Genomic DNA, 18,091 nt, shown 5'->3' with positions numbered 1-18,091 from the left:
GAGATCAATCCGATATCCGCGCGAAGCCGGTGAAAAACCGGCGGTACGGTTAGTTGGTGATCGCTGCATACGTGACGTCCCTCGGCGGCAGTTCCGAGATCAAGGTCGGCCCGCTGCCTGATCCCTCTCCCGGCCCGCGCGAGGTGCTGGTGAAAGTCTCCGCGGTGGCGGTGAACCACGTCGACACCTTCGTCCGGTCCGGCGCGTACCACACCGATATCCCGTTCCCGTTCGTCATCGGCCGGGACCTGGTGGGCACGGTCGTCTCGTCGCCAGTCGACCGCTTCGCGCCAGGCGATCGCGTGTGGTGCAACAGCCTCGGCCACGACGGACGGCAGGGCTCCTTCTCCGAGTACTGCGCGGTACCGGTCGACCGGCTGTATCCCTTGCCGGACGGGGTTTCCGACGACGCGGTCGCCGTCCTGCACACCGCCGCGACCGCGTATCTGGGCCTCTTCGAGCACGCCGACGCCGGCTACGGCGAGACGATCGTGGTGCTCGGCGCGGGCGGCGGCGTCGGCAGCGCGGTCGTCCAACTTGCTTCCACCGCCGGAATGCGCGTGATCGCGACCGCCCGCGCCGCCGACGCGGAATGGTGCCGGGAATGCGGCGCGGACGAGGTTTTCGACTACGCCGACCCGGATCTCTACGAAAAGCTCCCGGCCGCGGATGTGTTGTGGGACAACGCGGGCCGCCACGACCTGATCTCGGCGGTCCCGCTTTTGGCCCGCGGCGGCCGCATCGTGGCGATGGCCGGAATGCAGTCGATGCCGACCCTGCCCATCGGCGAGTTGTACACGCGCGACGCCAGCATCCGCGGTTTCGCCATCAGCAACGCCGGTGTCGCCGCACTGGGCGCCGCCGCTCGCGTCGTGAATCGCGGACTGTCCACCGGAATCCTGCGTCCCCGGATCGGTGCCCGCCTTCCTCTCGAGGCGGCCGCCGAAGCGCACCGGGCACAGGAGGAAGGCGAGGCACGAGGCCGGATCGTGCTGGAGATCTAAGCCGCGCAGAAAACGTCCGCCGCGGGCCGCTTCCCGATAGTGAGAAACTCGTTCACCGCGTTGTTCCGCTTCGGCCGGTTCGAGTCGCCGCGAAGCGCGAGGCGAACACGTTTTCGCTCGGCACCGGGCCTCGCCGCCCGGGTTGAGCAGCAGCACCCCGCGTCGTTTGGCAATAGCCGCGATCAGTAAAACATTCCGCATCGTCACTTTCACTGCGATTTCCATGGTGAATTACTGCTCACGTTGCACTTTTAGTAATCGGTACCGCCGCTGTCGTTGTCACGATTCGGGTTCAGGACGGCGACGGCTGATAACGGTGCGCAACAGTCGCTCGTCTGGGAGCGACCCGCAGTGAGCAAGCGGCTGCGCAACTCGACCAAACGGAAATACCATGAGCGTTCCCGAAGAGAGCAGCGTTGTTGAGTTCGAAGAACCCGACCACCGGCACGGCCGGCTGAGACGGCGGATGGAGCTGGAGTTCATCGACAACGGACTCGACATCTCCGCGCTGCAGACGCAGTCCGTCGACGAACTCCGCTCGTCGCTGGTCCGGCTCGACGCGGTCATCGTCCGCCAGCGGAAGAAACTCGCGCTGCACAAGGAAGCGCTGGCGGCGGAGAACGGGACGAAAGCGTGCGCGGACACTCTCCGCAAGGTGAACGCCCATCGCAGTGCTCTGAAGCTCTCGCTGGAGCGGCGTGAGCAGATCCTCGAACTGATCAACGGATTGACCGTCGGACAGGAGATCGGCAAACTCAGAAACGCGGTGTCCGGGGTCGATGATGCCGGAACGAAGGAGGAATTCCACCGGCTGCTCGGCGAGTTCGAGAGCAAAACCGGCGAGATCGACGGTGAACTGAAGGAGACCAGCCGGAAGATCGCCGAGGTCGAGGCCGCCGCGATGGCGTCGGAAATCGACAAATACGAGCGAAAAGCCAAGGTGTGGCAGAACTTCCTGGCCAAGGAATCCGTCGCGACCTATGTCGGGGCGGCGATTCTGCTGATCATGTGCCTGGCCGTGGTGGCCGCGATGTTCGCCGCGGTGGAGATCAACCAGGTGCTGTCCAGCGCGTTCCTGCTGGTGCTCGGGTACTTCTTCGGGCAATCCACGGGGAAGAAACAGCTGGAATAGCCTGCTCGGCCCGCTTTCGGGAAGCGGGCCGAGCAGGCAAGCTACTTCAGCTGCGCCGAGGTCTTCCCCAGCACCCGTCGAGCCACGATCAGCTGCTGGATCTGCTGCGTACCCTCGAAGATGTCCAGGATCTTGGCATCCCGGGACCACTTCTCCAGCAGCGATTCCTCCGTGTACCCATACGCCCCGGCGAGTTCGACGCACTTCAGCGTCACGTCGACCACCGTCCGGCCGGCCTTTGCCTTCGCCATGGAAGCCTGCAGCGAGTTCGGCTGACGGTTGTCGGCCATCCACGCCGACTCCAGCGTCAGCAGGTATGCCGCCTCGTAGTCCGCCTCCAGTTGGAGGAACGTCGCGGCCGCGGCGTGCTGCGTCAAGGACGGGCGGTCGTAGTCGATGACGACGCCGGCCTCGGTCAGGATGCGCCGGGTTTCGTCCAGTGCCGCGCGGGCGACGCCGATCGCCATGGCGGCTACCAGCGGGCGGGTGTTGTCGAAGGTCTGCATGACCCCGGCGAAACCCTTGGCCGTGTCGATTTCCGGCGTGCCCAACAGGTTTTCGGCTGGGACGCGGCAGTTTTCGAAGCGCAGCACGGCGGTGTCGGACGCGCGGATGCCCAGTTTGTGTTCCACGCGCACGACCTCGAAACCGGGCGTGCCCTTCTCCACCACGAACGATTTGATCGCGGCGCGGCCCTTGGTGCGGTCCAGCGTCGCCCAGACCACGACGGCGTCGGCGCGCTGGCCGGACGTCACGAAGATCTTCTCGCCGTTCAGGATGTAGTCGTCGCCGTCCTTGGTGGCCGTCGTGGTGATCGCGGCCGAGTCCGAACCGCAGCCGGGTTCGGTGATCGCCATCGCGGCCCACAGGCCCTTGAAGCGCTCGAGCTGCTCGTCGGTCGCCACGGAGCCGATCGCCGCGTTGCCGAGGCCCTGGCGCGGCATCGACAGCAGCAGGCCGACGTCGCCCCAGCACATTTCGATCGTGCCGAGCACCACGTTCAGGTTGGCGCCGTTGCGGTTTCCCTTGTCGCCTTCGTCCTTTCCGGACCGGCGCACGCCCGCCGCGCCCGCGCCGCCTTCGCCGGAGGAGTTCAGGCCGTCCAGCAGTGCGGCGAACATGTCCAATTCGGACGGATAGGTGTGCTCGGCGCGGTCGTACTTGCGCGAGATCGGCCGGAACACCTCGGCCGCGGCCTGATACGCCTGGTTGATCAGCGCGCCGGCCTTCTTCGGAGCTTCCAGGTTGATCATGAGTTGCCTTTCGGAGCAAGGAAAAGGATCAGAGGAGGACGACGCCTTCCATCACGCCGATCGCCCGCAGGTCGCGGTACCAGCGCTCCACCGGGTGCTCCTTCACGAACCCGTGCCCGCCCAGCAGCTGCACGCCGGCGTTGCCGATCTGCATGCCCTTGTCCGTCGCGAGCTTCCGGGCGAGAGCCGCTTCCCGCGCGTATTCCTTGCCCTGCTCGGCCCGCGAAGCCGCGCGCAACGTGACCAGGCGCAGGCCCTCCAGCTCGATCGCGATGTCCGCCACCGAGAACGCGACCGCCTGCCGGTGGCTGATCGGCTCGCCGAACGCGGTGCGCTCGTTCACGTAAGGCACGACGTAGTCCAGCACCGCCTTGCCGACACCGGCGGCCAGCGCCGCCCAGCCGAGCCGCGAAAGCCGTACCACCTCAGTGAAAACGTCCGCCTTGCCACCGCCGAGCAGTGCGCCCGCGGGCAGCGAAACCTTCTCCAGGTGCAGCTTTCCGGTGGCCGCGCCGCGCAGGCCCATCGCGGGTTCGGACTCGATCGTCACACCCGCGTTGGACGATTCGACGAGGAACAGCGCCGGCCCGCGGCCTTCCAGATCGGCCGAGACAAGGAACAGCTCGGCCTCCGCCGCGCGCGGGACGAGCGACTTCACGCCGTCGAGCTGGTAGCCCTTCGGAGTGCGCTTCGCCTTGGTGGCGGGCTTGAACGGGTCGAACAGCGGCGTCCGCTCCAGCAGCGCGAGCGCGGCGGCAGGCACCTGCTCGCCGGTGAACGCGGGCACGTAATCGGCCTGCTGCTGCTCGTCGCCCCACGCGACCAGCGCGGTGCTCACCGCCGACGGGGCCAGCACGGCCACCGCCAGCCCGAGGTCGCCGTGCGCGAGCGCCTCCGCGACCAGCGCGTTCGTGACGACCGAACGTTCGGTGCCCGCGCCGCCCAGCTCCTCCGGAATCCCGACGAGGCTGATGCCCAGTTCGGCCGCGCGGCTCAGCAGTCCTTCGGGCGCGGCGAGCTTCTCGTCGGCGTCCGCGGCGGCCGGGCGCAGCTGCTCGGCGGCGAATTCGCCGACCGTCTCGACGATGAGCTGCTGGTCCTCGTCCGGCGTCAGGTCGAACAGCCCGCGGTCGTCCGGCTTGGCCAGCCGGGCCGGTTTGCCCAGCCGCTGGACCGAGGTGAACGACCTGGTCGCGGCTCCCGCCGCGCGGAAACCGCTCCGGGTCCCCGTCTTGACCAGGTTCTGCACCGGTCCGCGCAGCCCGACCCGGTCGATCGCTTTGCTCCCGGCCAACCGGGTGAGCGCGGCCAGGCCGAGGCCCATCGCGTCTCGTTTCCTTGGCGCAGCCATGCAGCATCTCCCTCGCGTTACCTACTCACGAGTAGGTTAACGCGGCTACGCGGAATCCGCCAGTGCGGCCCGGGTCACCCGCCTGGCCAGCGCCGTGCGTTCGAACGCGATGAGCAGCAGGACCGAGGCCATGACGATCAACGGCAGCAAGGCCGCGGGCACGTGTTCGAGCAGCGGGGTAAGGGCGAGCAGCACCACCGCGAGCACGAGCCGCTGCCGGTTCCAGCTGCCGAGGTTGCGCCGCCGTAGCGAGCTGAGCGCGACGAGATACAGCGCGAGCCCGCCGGTCAGTGCCCACAGCGCGACGCCGTGCAGCGCGTCCGCCGGACTGTGGTGCACGCCGTCGGACAGGGTGAGGAACGTCTTCTTCAACCCGAGCGCCACGAGCACGATGCCGGCGATGAGCGGCAGGTGCAAATAGGTGTAAGAGTCGGTGGCGACCTTGGTGCGGGCGAGGCCTTCGGCGCGGGCGAGCTTGCGCTCGGCGACGTGCGAGACCACGTCGAAGTAGGTCCACCACATCCCGGCGGCGAGCGCGATCCCGCAGATCGCCGACCCGGCGACGAGCCACGTGATCGGCACGTGCCCGATCCCGATGCCGATCGCGACGATCGATTCGCCCAGCGCGATGATCACGATCAGCCCGAACCGCTCGGCGAAGTGCGCGGGCGAGTGCAGCCGCCAGCCCGCCGGACCGGACAGGTAGACGTTGAGGTAGTCGACCGCCAGCGCGGCCACCCACAGCACCACCTGCCAGGGCCCGCCCACGACGTCGGCGATGGCCAGCAAGGCCAGACTGGGAAGCAGCCCGCGCAACATCCGCAGCAGCACCCCGCGCAGCTCGGTGTCGTGCCGCGCGGCCCCGAGGTAGGCGACGATGTGCAGCAACCGCACGACGCCGTAACAGGCGACGAACAGCAACGGCCCGTCGAGCCCGCCTGGCTCGTTGGTCAGCGCCTGTGGCACGGCGAGCGCGACGAGGAACATCACCGCCATCGCCCCGAACATCGCCAGCCGCGCGATGCCGTGGTCGACGTGGATGGTCGTGCCGAGCCACGCGTAGCTGCACCAGCACCACCACAGCACCATCAGCACCAGCAGTCCCTCGCCGACGCCGAGCAGGCTCAGGTGGCCGGCCATCAGCTCGGTGGTCTGCGTGATGGCGTAGACGAAGACCAGGTCGAAGAAAAGCTCAATGGTCGTGACGCGGTGGCCTTCGTCCGCGCGTACCAGATGCAACCGTCTCGTGGGCACGGCAGATGCTTACACGGATGGGGGAATGATCGGGGGCGGTTTCGCCTAGAGCGTTCAGCTAAGCCCGAGCACCGCGTGCAGCACCGCCGTCAGTTCCGTCTGCAGCTGCGGCCTGCTCTTGATCCGCCCGGTCCGGCTCAGATCGTTCGCGATGGTCAGCGCGGCATGCACCCGGATCCTCGCCTCCCGTGTCGGAAGCTCCGGAAACACCGCGCACAGCAAGGAAACCCACTGATCCACATAGTCCCGCTGCACCCGCCGCAGATCGGCTTTGTCGCGCTCCGGCATGGTCACGCGGTCCGCCGTGAACGACACCAGAAGCTCCGGCGTGCGCAGCAGAATGTGCACATACGACGCAGCGAGCCGGCCCAGCGCGGCCCGTTCGTCCGGAGCCTGCAGCGCCTGCTCTGCGGCCAGCGCGAGCCGGTCGGCGGCGCGGTGCCCGATCGCGACCATCAGCGCGGCCTTGCTGGGGAAGTGCCGGTACACGCTGGGCCCGGCGATGCCCGCCGCCGCGCCGATGTCCTCCATGCTCACCGTGTGGAAGCCGCGTTCGGCGAACAGGCTGGTCGCGGCCGTTAGCACCTGCTCGCGGCGGGACGGCGTGCCGAGGCTGCTGGCGACCGGTGCCGTGGGCTCGGCCGGAACTGGCAGCGAGACTTCGAGCACCGTCTGAGCCAGCTCGACCAGCAGCGGCACGAAGCGTTTCCGTGCCACCGACGTGTGGTGCACCGCGACGCTTCCGAACACCGACAGCGCGGCCCAGCACAACAGCTCAGCCTCGTCCGCCGACAGCTCCGGACGCAGCGTGAGCAGGGCTTTCGTCCACGCGTCGAGCACCGCGCCGGACCGGCGGCGGATCTCCCGGCGCTGCTCGCGCGGCAGATGCGGACCCTCCCAGCGCCACAGCGCGGCGATCTCCCGGCGCTCGACCGCCTGCGTCGCGAGGCCGGTGAGCAGGGAGTTCAGCTGGGAAAGCGGCGGCGCGGAATCGGAGAGCGCGGCCGCGGTGGCCGACTCCATGTCGTCGATCCCGGCCAGCACGACGTAGGCGAGGATCGCCTGTTTGTCGGCGAAATGCCGGTACAGCGCGGGTCCGGTCACGCCAGCCGCCGCGGCGATGTCGTTGATGCCGACCCCGTGGAACCCCCGCGCGCGAAACAGCTCGGCCGCGACGGCGGCGAGCTGGGCCTTGCGGTCGCGAGGCCGCGTGCCGCGTGCGGGAGTGGTACTCATGGTGAACTGACCATAGCGCGTATCGAAACTACGGCAACCCATTGACACCATGGGGTTCATCGGGCTTATGTTAATGGCCATTAGCACCTACTGGCCGGTATAGTCGACGGCGAGATACACCGCAGTGTCCAACCATGCCGCTTCGCGGAGGAGTGTTCAGTGAGTAGCGAGGCCTACATCTACGAGGCGTTGCGCACGCCCCGGGGCAAGAACAAGGGCGGTGCCCTGCACGGCACCAAGCCGGTCGACCTGGTGGTCGGCCTCATCGAAGAGCTGAAGGTCCGCCACCCGAACCTCGATCCGCGGGAGATCGACGACATCGTGCTCGGCGTGGTGTCCCCGGTGGGCGAGCAGGGCGCGGACATCGCGCGCACCGCGGCGCTCGTCGCGGGCCTGCCGCAGACGGTCGCGGGCGTGCAGCTCAACCGGTTCTGCGCGTCCGGCCTCGAGGCCACGAACGTCGCGGCGCAGAAGGTCCGCTCCGGCTGGGACCAGCTGGTCATCGCGGGCGGCGTGGAGTCGATGTCGCGGGTGCCGATGGGCTCCGACGGCGGCGCGCTGTTCATGGACCCGGCCACCGCGTACGACCACTACATCGCCCCGCAGGGCATCGGCGCGGACCTGATCGCGACGATGGAGGGCTTCACCCGCGAGGACGTCGACGCCTTCGCGGTCCGCTCGCAGGAGAAGGCCGAGGCGGCCTGGTCCGGCGGCTACTTCGCGAAGTCCGTGGTGCCGGTGAAGGACATGAACGGCGTCACCATCCTCGACCACGACGAGCACCGCCGTCCGGGGTCCACTGTGGAGGGTCTGGCTAAGCTCAAGCCGGCCTTCACGACGATCGGCGAGATGGGCGGCTTCGACGCCGTCGCGCTCCAGAAGTACCACCAGGTCGAGAAGATCGACCACGTGCACACCGGCGGCAACTCGTCCGGCATCGTCGACGGGTCGGCCATCGTCCTGGTCGGCAGCGAGGAAGCGGGCAAGCGGGCCGGTCTCACGCCGCGGGCGCGCATCGTCGCCACCGCCTCGATCGGCTCCGAGCCCACGATCATGCTGACCGGCCCGACGCCGGCCACCGAGAAGGTCCTGAAGACCGCGGGCCTGACCGCGGACGACATCGACCTGTGGGAGCTGAACGAGGCGTTCGCGTCCGTCGTGCTCAAGTGGCAGAAGGACCTGAACCTCCCGGACGAGAAGATCAACGTCAACGGCGGCGCGATCGCCATGGGCCACCCGCTCGGCGCCACCGGCGCGATGCTGGTCGGCACGGTGGTCGACGAGCTGGAACGCCGTCAGGCGCGCCGGGCGCTGGTGACCCTGTGCATCGGCGGCGGCATGGGTGTGGCGACCATCATCGAGCGGGTGTGAGGACCGAGATGACCGAGAGCAAAACCATCCGTTGGGACAAGGATTCCGACGGCATCGTCACGCTGACCCTGGACGACCCGGACCAGTCGGCCAACACGATGAACCAGGCCTTCCGCGAGTCGCTCGCCGCGACCGTGGACCGGCTTGAGGCGGAGAAGGACGACATCGCCGGTGTCGTGCTCACCTCGGCGAAGAAGACCTTCTTCGCCGGCGGCGACCTGCGCGACCTCATCCAGGCGAAGCCGGAGCACGCGGCCGAGATCACCGCGTCCAGCACCGCGATGAAGGGCCAGATGCGCCGGCTCGAGCAGCTCGGCAAGCCGGTCGTCGCGGCCATCAACGGCGCGGCGCTCGGCGGCGGCCTCGAACTCGCGCTGGCGACGCACCACCGCATCGCGGCCGACGTCAAGGGCAGCCAGATCGGCCTGCCCGAGGTCACCCTCGGCCTGCTGCCCGGCGGCGGCGGCGTGGTCCGCACCGTGCGGCTGCTCGGCATCCAGAGCGCGCTGCTGAACGTGCTGCTGCAGGGCCAGCGGCTCAAGCCGCGCAAGGCGCTGGAGCTGGGCCTGGTGCACGAGGTCGTGGACACCGTCGACGAGCTGGTGCCCGCCGCGAAGGCGTGGATCAAGGCCAACCCCGAGGGCGGCGTGCAGCCGTGGGACGTCAAGGGCTACAAGATCCCGGGCGGCACCCCGTCGAACCCGAGCTTCGCGGCGAACCTGCCCGCGTTCCCGGCGAACCTGCGCAAGCAGCTCAAGGGCGCGCCGATGCCCGCGCCGCGCGCGATCCTCGCCGCCGCGATCGAGGGTTCGCAGGTCGACTTCGACACCGCGATCCAGGTCGAGACGCGGTACTTCGTCAGCCTGGCCATCGGGCAGGTCTCGAAGAACATGACCAAGGCGTTCTTCTTCGACCTGCAGACGATCAACTCCGGCGGTTCGCGTCCGGACGGGTTCGAGAAGTACACCGCCAAGAAGGTCGGCGTGCTCGGCGCCGGGATGATGGGCGCCGCGATCGCGTACGTGTCCGCCAAGGCGGGCATCGACGTCGTGCTCAAGGACGTCTCGCAGGAGGCGGCCGAGAAGGGCAAGGGCTACGCGGTCAAGCTTGAGGAGAAGGCGCTCTCGCGCGGCAAGACCACGCAGGAGAAGTCGGACGCGCTGCTGGCGCGGATCAAGCCGACCGCCGACCCGGCCGACTTCGCGGGCGTCGACTTCGTGATCGAGGCCGTGTTCGAGAGCGTCGAGCTGAAGCACAAGGTGTTCGGCGAGATCGAGAGCATCGTCAACGCGGACGCGGTGCTGGGCTCCAACACCTCGACCCTGCCGATCACCGCGCTCGCCGAGGGCGTGCAGCGGACCGAGGACTTCATCGGGATCCACTTCTTCTCGCCGGTGGACAAGATGCCGCTGGTCGAGATCATCTGCGGGGAGAAGACGTCGCCGGCCACGCTGGCCAAGGTCTTCGACTACACGCTGCAGATCCGCAAGACCCCGATCGTCGTCAACGACAGCCGCGGCTTCTTCACCTCACGGGTCATCGGCACCTTCATCAACGAGGCGGTCGCCGCACTGGGCGAGGGCGTCGAACCGGCGTCGATCGAGCAGGCGGGTTCGCAGGCCGGGTACCCGGCTCCGCCGCTGCAGCTGATGGACGAGCTGACCCTCACGCTGCCGCGCAAGATCCGCGCGGAAACCCGCGCCGCGATCGAGGCCGCCGGCGGCACCTGGACGCCGCACGCGTCCGAGGCGGTCATCGACACGATGCTCGACAAGTACGACCGCAAGGGCCGGTCCACCGGAGCGGGCTTCTACGAGTACGACGAGAACGGCAAGCGCACCGGTCTGTGGCCGGGCCTGCGCGAGGCGTTCAACTCGGGTTCGGCGGACGTGCCGTTCGAGGACCTCAAGGAGCGCATGCTCTTCGCCGAGGCGCTGGAAACGGTGAAGTGCTTCGACGAGGGCGTCCTGACCTCGGTCGCGGACGCCAACATCGGGTCCATCTTCGGCATCGGCTACCCGGCCTGGACCGGCGGCGTGATCCAGTACATCAACCAGTACGAGGGCGGCCTGCAGGGCTTCGTGGACCGGGCTCGCGAGCTGGCTGCGCGGTACGGCAGCCACTTCGAGCCGCCGCAGTCGCTCGTGGAGAAGGCCGCCAAGGGCGAGATCTACGAATAACGGCTGGCTTTCCGGCGGGGCCGCTCCGGGTTTTCCCGGGGCGGCCCCGTTTTGCTGCGCTGGAGAAGGATCAATCGAGGAAGCGGCTCATGAACAGCGCCGTTTCCCCTTCGGATTCGGTGCCGTGGTAGAGGGAAGTGTCCATGCCGCAAAGGGCGAAGCCCATCCGCTGGTAGGCGCGGACGGCCGGAGCGTTGATGTTCGTCACTTCCAGCCAGACGTGCCCGGCACCGCGTTTCCGGGCCCAATCGACGGCGTGGTTCATCAGCGCCCGCCCGATTCCCCGGCCTCGGTACGGGCTGGCCACCTCGATGTCGGCGATGGTCAGCCGACGGTTCCACGGCTCGTAGTCCGTGTCGACATAGCCGCACACGAGTTCGCCGTCCAGTGCGACGAACCGCCGCTTGCCCTCCGCTGTCTCCGCGTCCTCGCCAGGCTCGTCAACGGGGAAAACCTTGTGCACCGGCGGGTCCAGCTTGCTGGGGCGAAGGGTGAAGCCGCTTTCGGAGCCGGCCACTTCGAAGACCGTGTCCGAGATGAACTCGCCCTTGATCACGGCGGACTTTTCTCGCTCGTTCTCGGCCACGCGGTAGGTGATGTCGTCCGCCGCGCCAGGTTCGGCTGGTCGGCGGTCAGATGCAGTCACTTTTTCACCGTACCGGGCAGGGTTCCTCGGTCTCCTCCGGCGCGTCCGCTCTCCGCGAGGACGGCACCTGCCGCTGCTGGCGGAGAAGGCTGAGATCTGCCCATAAATCTGAATATTCTCTTCGCGGCGGGGCCGCTCCGGAGTTTTTCCGGGGCGGCCCCGTTTTTCGTATTCGATTCCGTCGTTTGCGGCTATTTTCGTAATTCGATCACCCGTCTTCTCGGTGCGGTAGCTCAGCGCAACCACGCCTCCGACGAACGGCTGAACCACCACCACCCAAACGGCCGCACGAGAGGCCGGAAACCCTTGCCGTGACGGCACAAATCCCGAAGCACCGCGCATCCGGCGCATGGGATAATTCGGCATGGACCAGACGGTGGCCGTCGCGGGGGAGCAGCTCGCGTTCGCTGGTGCGGATCGGCTTGTCAAGCTCATCGGGGCGCTTTATCAGCGGCCGCGCGCAGGGGATCGCCCACGGGAATTGCAGGACGACGGAGAATGGCGGCCCGGTTATCACCGGGAGCGGGCCGGGCGGCGCGGGCTGCCCATGGTGTGCCTAGTCGGCGACGCGCGCGAGGGCGTGCTCGAAGAGCTGGGCTCCCGGTTGCAGAACGCGAAACCGGCGGGCACGGTGCGTTCGGTCTACCTCTCGCTCGCGGACCGGCCGGACACCGACGCTCCTGGCGAGGCGACCGGGGCGAGCGTCGAGGCGGTGCGCGACATTCTGTGGCGCGTCCGGAACACTCTCGTCCGCAGTGCCCGCACGCGCGAAAGCCGGCTGCGGTTCCGGCTGTTCACGCTGGTCGACCAGCTCATGGCGAAGAAGTTTCCGGACGACGAAACCGAGCCCGAGCACATCCTGCTGCGCGAGCTGCAGGAGAACGGCCTGCTGGTGCGCTTCCGCTCGGCCATCGACAGCGTCAGCCGCGAGCTGGTGCCGCAGCATCCGGCGTGGCGGTTTCCGTTGCTGCTCCTGCGGTTGCTGACGCTCGGCACCTTCCGGCTCGCCGTCACCGGGCGCGTGCCGGGGCTGTCCGGACGGTACCGGTGGTTCCTGCGCCAGCCGCATCTCGCGCCGGAGATGTCCGGCAGCTTCGTCCGCTTCGCGCTGCGGCTCACCGACGGCGAATGGCAGAAGGAGTCGCCGGAGTTCGTCGCGCGGTTGCTGGTCAACGCGTTCCTGGAGGACCTGCGCCGCGAGTACCGGCTGCGGCCGTGGCAGTTCTGGCGGCGGCGCCGGACGACCTATCCGGTGCTGCTGCTCGACGAGGTCGGTCCCGCCAACGGCGGCTACCGGCTGCTGGAGCTGATCAACGACGTCCGCAACCAGGTCGGTCTCTTCGACCCGCTGCTCGTGGTGAGCGCGAGCCAGGCGCCGCCGCCGGACGCCGCGCCGAGCGAGGACCGGCCGAAGTACCACGCCGCCGACGCCGCCGGTGCGTACCGGGTGTGGCAGAACCGGCTCAGCGCGGACCGCCGCGCCCGGCGCCCGACCGCGTGGTACCTGCCGATCGGGCTCGACGCGCCGCAGACCGAGGTCGAGAAAACCGAGGTGCGCAAGCGAATGCTGGCCCTCGGCGAGCATTACGACCTGTCCGGCGGACGCGGGCGTTCGGCGTGGTGGACGACGCGCTGGATCCGGGCCGGGGTGCCCGCGGTGGTGCTCGCGCTGGTCGCCGGGTTCGCGGTCGTGCGCTATCAGTCCTTTCTGGACAGTCACTGCGGCACGTCGAGCGAATGGCTGACCCGGGTGGACGACCAGTGCGTCGGGGTGTCCGACGGCACCTTCACGCTGTTCTCCCCGGTCGACAAGGAGGGGACGATCCAGCAGGTCGAGGCGGTGATCGCGGACCAGAACCGGCGGGCGGCGGAGCTGCACCAGCAGCATCCGGAACGGCCGTACATCACGCTGGTCGACCTGGAGGCGCTGACGTCGTCGAACGGCACCGCCGAAGGGCTCACCGCGGAACGGGAATCGCTGGAGGGCTTCGCCGTCGCCCAGTCGCGCCAGCTCGACGCGACCGCCGAGGCCGAGCCGATCGTCCGCATGCTGATCGCCAACGGCGGCAAGGGGATGCATCAGGGCGCGCGGGTCGCGCAGACGCTGCTGGAGATGGCGAAACAGGACCCCAGCATCGTCGGCGTGGTCGGCCTCGACATGAGCAGCGAACCGACGTCCGACACGATCCGCGCCCTCGGCGACGCGGGCATCCCGGTGGTCGCCGCGACCCTCACCGCCGACCGCCTCGCCGACCAGAACCCGATCTACTTCCAGGTCGCACCCCAAAACCGCCGGGAGGCCGCGGTAGCCGCCGCGTTCGCCGCCCAGCGGCCCGGACCTCGCGCGCTCCGCGTTTACTACTCCGACGACGACACCGATTTCTACAGCACAAACCTCCGCGACGACGTCCTGAAGTCCTTCAAGGACAAGGGCTTCACGGTGGAAGCGCGCGCGTTCGACCCGGACGGAGGTCCGGTAGGACGGCCCGCGCATGGGCGCTACGGCGACCGAACCGTCGGCAACGCCGGTGCCGCTGGGCGGGACAGCTGCTCCTACAACGGCTTCGCGTTCTTCGCCGGCCGAGGCGTCCCGGACTTCGGCGCTTTCCTGGCCGGAGCCGCCCAATGCGGCAGCACCGCGACGATCATCGGGGACGACGACGTCTCGCGTTACGTCGCGGATTCCGTTGCGCGAGAACGCAACCGCGCGCTGCCGTACTACTACCTCGCACTCGCGAGCGCCCCGGCGACGACGGCGAAGGGCCTCGCCCGCGACTTCTACGCCACGCTCAACGCCAAGTTCGCCTTCGAGCACACCGACAAGGGCCGGTCGTTCGACGGCCACGCCGCGCTGTCCTACGACGCCGCGCTGGTGATCATCACCGCGACCGCATACCTGCGGGAAACGTCGTCCAAGGTCCCGGTGACCCCCGGAGCGGTGTGGCGCGAGATCACCGCGATCCACACCTCGCGGCCGGACGCGAACCAGACCAACAAGTACATCGAGGGAGTCAGCGGAACCATCGACTACGGCGGCGACATCGGCAGGCATGTCCCCCAGGACAAGCCGCTCGCGGTGCTGCAGGTCCAGAACGGCGAGGTCGACCCGGAACTGCAGGGCTTCTGTGGAAAGGCAGTGGTCCGGGCCCCCGACCCGTGGTGCCCGGCGGACGGCTGAGCCGCAGCGTGAGACGATCCGCGCGGACGACGTCTGCTCGCGGAGGTGGCGATGACAACCGAACCGGACTTGCCCGTGTTGGACGAGCATCGCGTCCTCGTGCACGCCGACGCCGAGACAGCCTGGCGTGCGGTAAACCGCGTCGCCGAAGGCTTTTCCAGCAGGCTCGCCACCGCTTACGCCTGGGCGGTCGGCTCCACGGACTGGAAAGCGACCGGGCCCCGCCCGCTCGCCGAGGGCTCCACCGTCCCCGGCTTCCGGGTCGTCGCCGCGGAACAGCCGGAGCTGCTCGCGCTTGCCGGCCGCCATCGGTTTTCCGACTATCGCCTCACGTTCCGGCTCGAATCCGCCTCCTCCGGGCTGACGATGATCCGCGCCGAGAGCCGGGCCAGCTTTCCCGGGGCACTGGGCGCGGGCTACCGGTTGCTCGTGGTCGGAAGCGGCGGGCACGCCTTCGGCGTGCGGAGGTTGCTGGGAACGATCGCACGGCTCGCGAACGGCTGAGCGGCGGCGTTCGGCCCGAATTCTCCCGGATGTCACCGATCGCGGCTAAGGTCGCGCCATGCGCCGTCGTGTCACGGTGGTTCTCGCCACCGTTCTGCTGACCTCCGCCCTTGTGCCGACAACGTTGTCATCGGCCAGTCCGCTCGACCCGGCCGCCGTCGTCGATCCGCTGATCGGCTCAAAGGGCGACGGCAACACCTATCCGGGCGCGACCGCGCCGTTCGGGATGCTGGCGTGGAGCCCGACGAGCACCCGCGGCGACCAGACCAGCACCGGCGCGGCCAACGGCTACCAGTACGACACCACGCGGCTGCGCGGGTTCAGCCTCACGCATGTCAACGGCGCGGGCTGCAATCCGGGCGCGGCGGGCGACGTGCCGATCCTGCCGTACACCGGGGATGTCACGTCGTCGCCGACCGCGGACACCAAGGACGCGGTGTACGCCAGCGACTTCAGCCACGCCGACGAGAAGGCGACGCCCGGACGGTACCGGCTCGGTCTCGCGAACGGCGCGACCACGGACTTCGCCGCGACCGAGCGCTCCGCCGCCGGACGCGTGGAGTTCCCGGCGGGCAAACCGGCGAACCTGTTGTTCCGCACGTCGAACTCGCTCAACGGCAGCGAGGACGCGGAAACGCACATCGACCCGGCCCGCCGCGAGGTCACCGGCTCGGTGCTCACCGGCGCGTTCTGCGGCCGTCGCGCCAACGGCGGGGTGAACAACCGCAAGACCTACTACCGGCTGCACTTCACCGCGCGGTTCGACCAGCCGTTCACCAGTACTGGCACCTGGCGCGACAGCACGCTGCAGCCGGGCGGGCTCGACCAGACCGGCGGCGAGGGCTACGCGACCGGCAAGGACCGCGCCGGCCGCGGTTCCGGCGGCTGGGTCGGTTTCGCGCCGGGCAGCAAGGTCACGATGCGGATTGCGATCTCGTACGTCTCCCTCGCCGGAGCCGAGCGGAATCTGCGCGCGGAGCAACCGCCGTGGTCCACTGTGGACTCCATTGCCGCGGCGACCCGCCGGGAGTGGAACGCCAAGCTGAACCGGGTCCAGATCGACGGCGGAACTCCGGCGCAGCGCACGGTTTTCTACACCGCGCTGTATCACTCGCTGCAGCAGCCGAACCTGGTCAGCGACATCGACGGCCAGTACCTCGGGATGGACCGCGCACCGCATCGCCTCGAACGCGGCCAGGACGCGCAATACAGCAACTTCTCCGGCTGGGACCAGTATCGCGCGCAGGTTCAGCTGCTGGCTTTGCTGGAGCCGCGGGTCGCCGGGAACTTCGCGCAGTCGTTGTTCAACTATGCCAAGCAAAACGACGGTGTCTGGGACCGCTGGGTGCACGTGAATGGCGCAACACACGTGATGACTGGCGATCCGACCGCCGCGACGCTCGCGACCTTCTACGCCATGGGCGTGCGCAACTTCGACTACCGCGGTGCCTTCGATTCGCTGTACGCACAGGCGACCGTGCCGCGGCCGGAAGGCTTGCAGGACGCGGGTTGCCCGGGGCAATGCGTCGGCCAGCGACCGAATCTCGCGCAATATCTCCAATCCCATTACGCGCCCAACGACGTCTGCCACTGCTGGGGCGGCGGCGCGGAGACGTTGGAAGACTCGATCGCGGACTTCGCCCTCGGGCAGTGGGCCGCGCAGCTCGGGCGGAAGAAAGAGGCTGCGGAGCTGTCGGCGCGCGGCGGATACTGGCGCAACGTTTTCAACCCCGCGACCGGCTATATGCAGGCGCGCAATGCGGACGGTTCCTGGGTAACGCCATTCGATCCGGCCAGCGACCGCGGTTTCGCGCAGGGCAGCGCCGCCGCGTACACGTGGCTGGTGCCGCAGGACGTCACCGGCCTCGCGAATGTCATGGGCGGCAAGGAAACCGCCGCGAAACGGCTGGACGGCTTCTTCCACGACGCGGCCGGAAACTGGCAGCTGCGCGGAGGCGGCCCGCTGAAGTACGACCCGACGAACGAGCCAGACATCCACGCGCCGTGGCTGTACAACGAACTCGGCCGGCCGTGGCAGACGCAGGAAACCGTGCGACAGATCGTGGACACGGTCTACACCACCGGCCCGTCCGGGCTGCCGGGCAACGACGACCTCGGCACGATGTCCGCCTGGTACGTCTTCGGCGCGCTCGGCATCTACCCGCGCACGCCGGGCTCGGGCGAGATGCTGTTGTCGAGCCCGCTCTTCCCGCGCGCGGTGGTGCGCTCCGGCAGCGGTGCCGTGCTGACGATCACCGGGCACGGCTCGGGGAAGTACGTGCGGTCGGCCTGGCGGAACGGCCTGCCGCAACGCGACTGGAAGGCACCCGCTTCGCTGACCCAGCACGGCGGGCGGCTCGACTTCGTGCTCTCTCCGTCACCGACCGAGTGGGCTGCGCACTCGCTGTAACAGTTTTCCGCGGGCTTTCGACCTCCTCGTTTGTCTGGATCGCGAGGGAGGCTCGGTATGTGGCGAAAACTGGGGATGGCGTTGGCCGCGGGCGTTTTGGTCGCCGGGTGCGGAGCGGCGACCGCACCGGCCGGGGATCCGGCTCCGCCCGTGCAGAGCAGCGTCACGAGCGAGTACTCGCCGACGACCAGCTACAGCGCGCCGACAACGTCGTCTCCCGCGACGTCGGTCGCCCCGCCGGTTACCACGCAGCAGCACGTCGCGGCGCCGACCACGGCCGCCAAGCCCAAGCCAGCACCGAAAACGCAGGCCGCGCCGCGAGTCACCGCTCCGCCTGCCCCGGATCCCGCACCCGCCGAATGCGGCTCCGACTACTACCGCAACTCCTCCGGAAACTGCGTCCACCGCCCGGACTCCAACCCGTCCGGCGCGACCGCGCGGTGCAACGACGGCACCTACAGCTACAGCCAGCACCGTTCCGGCACCTGCTCGCACCACGGCGGCGTCAAGCAATGGCTCTGAACCAACCAAGCGCTGGGCCAAACGGCCTAGTCCGGTAAGTCGGATCGATC

13 protein-coding genes are annotated in these 18,091 nt (G+C 68.8%); 8 read left to right on the top strand and 5 right to left on the bottom strand.

The features are described from left to right. Positions 1-56: 56 nt before the first annotated feature. A complete protein-coding gene (locus RPX00_RS05110; RefSeq protein WP_406637952.1) occupies positions 57-1,004 on the top strand; it encodes an NADPH:quinone reductase in 948 nt (315 codons plus the stop codon). 391 nt (positions 1,005-1,395) lie between these two features. Continuing rightward, entirely contained in the window at positions 1,396-2,136 is a 741-nt protein-coding gene (locus RPX00_RS05105; protein ID WP_406637950.1) for a hypothetical protein, read from the top strand. Positions 2,137-2,177: 41 nt separating this feature from the next. Here RPX00_RS05105 and RPX00_RS05100 read toward each other — a convergent pair whose 3' ends face one another. The 4 genes from RPX00_RS05100 to RPX00_RS05085 all read right to left on the bottom strand — a co-directional run bounded on the left by RPX00_RS05100 (position 2,178) and on the right by RPX00_RS05085 (position 7,230). Beyond that, positions 2,178-3,389: an acyl-CoA dehydrogenase family protein gene (locus tag RPX00_RS05100; protein WP_406637948.1), complete on the bottom strand. Its 1,212-nt coding sequence runs from the start codon at positions 3,387-3,389 to the stop codon at positions 2,178-2,180. Between the two features lie 28 nt (positions 3,390-3,417). Beyond that, on the bottom strand, positions 3,418-4,713 hold the full coding sequence (locus RPX00_RS05095) for an acyl-CoA dehydrogenase family protein (protein WP_406642770.1): 1,296 nt from the start codon (positions 4,711-4,713) through the stop codon (positions 3,418-3,420). A gap of 72 nt (positions 4,714-4,785) precedes the next feature. Further along, on the bottom strand, positions 4,786-5,994 hold the full coding sequence (locus RPX00_RS05090) for a low temperature requirement protein A (RefSeq protein WP_406637946.1): 1,209 nt from the start codon (positions 5,992-5,994) through the stop codon (positions 4,786-4,788). Between the two features lie 54 nt (positions 5,995-6,048). After that, a complete protein-coding gene (locus tag RPX00_RS05085; protein ID WP_406637944.1) occupies positions 6,049-7,230 on the bottom strand; it encodes a TetR/AcrR family transcriptional regulator in 1,182 nt (393 codons plus the stop codon). A 159-nt stretch (positions 7,231-7,389) separates the two neighbouring features. Here RPX00_RS05085 and RPX00_RS05080 point away from each other — a divergent pair, with 159 nt between their 5' ends. Both RPX00_RS05080 and RPX00_RS05075 read left to right on the top strand, forming a co-directional pair. After that, positions 7,390-8,601: an acetyl-CoA C-acetyltransferase gene (locus RPX00_RS05080; protein WP_406637942.1), complete on the top strand. Its 1,212-nt coding sequence runs from the start codon at positions 7,390-7,392 to the stop codon at positions 8,599-8,601. 8 nt (positions 8,602-8,609) lie between these two features. Further along, complete coding sequence (locus RPX00_RS05075) at positions 8,610-10,781, top strand: 3-hydroxyacyl-CoA dehydrogenase NAD-binding domain-containing protein (RefSeq protein ID WP_406637940.1); 2,172 nt, start codon at positions 8,610-8,612, stop codon at positions 10,779-10,781. 70 nt (positions 10,782-10,851) lie between these two features. Here the strand turns inward: RPX00_RS05075 and RPX00_RS05070 are convergent, their stop codons facing one another. Next, positions 10,852-11,427 (bottom strand): GNAT family N-acetyltransferase, encoded by a 576-nt coding sequence (locus RPX00_RS05070; RefSeq protein ID WP_406637938.1) that lies wholly within the window; start codon positions 11,425-11,427, stop codon positions 10,852-10,854. A gap of 364 nt (positions 11,428-11,791) precedes the next feature. Here RPX00_RS05070 and RPX00_RS05065 point away from each other — a divergent pair, with 364 nt between their 5' ends. Genes RPX00_RS05065 through RPX00_RS05050 form a run of 4 tightly spaced genes read left to right on the top strand, consistent with a single transcriptional unit; the run spans position 11,792 to position 18,041 of the window. Beyond that, positions 11,792-14,605, top strand: a complete 2,814-nt coding sequence (locus RPX00_RS05065; protein ID WP_406637936.1) for a hypothetical protein — start codon at positions 11,792-11,794, stop codon at positions 14,603-14,605. Positions 14,606-14,656: 51 nt separating this feature from the next. Next, complete coding sequence (locus RPX00_RS05060) at positions 14,657-15,109, top strand: hypothetical protein (protein ID WP_406637934.1); 453 nt, start codon at positions 14,657-14,659, stop codon at positions 15,107-15,109. 58 nt (positions 15,110-15,167) lie between these two features. Beyond that, on the top strand, positions 15,168-17,519 hold the full coding sequence (locus RPX00_RS05055; protein WP_406637932.1) for a GH92 family glycosyl hydrolase: 2,352 nt from the start codon (positions 15,168-15,170) through the stop codon (positions 17,517-17,519). Between the two features lie 57 nt (positions 17,520-17,576). Further along, the gene (locus RPX00_RS05050; protein ID WP_406637930.1) at positions 17,577-18,041 is read left to right on the top strand and encodes a DUF3761 domain-containing protein; all 465 of its coding nucleotides are present in this window, start codon (positions 17,577-17,579) and stop codon (positions 18,039-18,041) included. Positions 18,042-18,091 lie beyond the last annotated feature (50 nt).

Source organism: Amycolatopsis sp. WGS_07, from assembly GCF_045278895.1.
Lineage (GTDB): Bacteria > Actinomycetota > Actinomycetes > Mycobacteriales > Pseudonocardiaceae > Amycolatopsis.
Note: the sequence above shows the minus strand (reverse complement) of the source record. Positions and strands in the feature narration are given on the sequence as shown.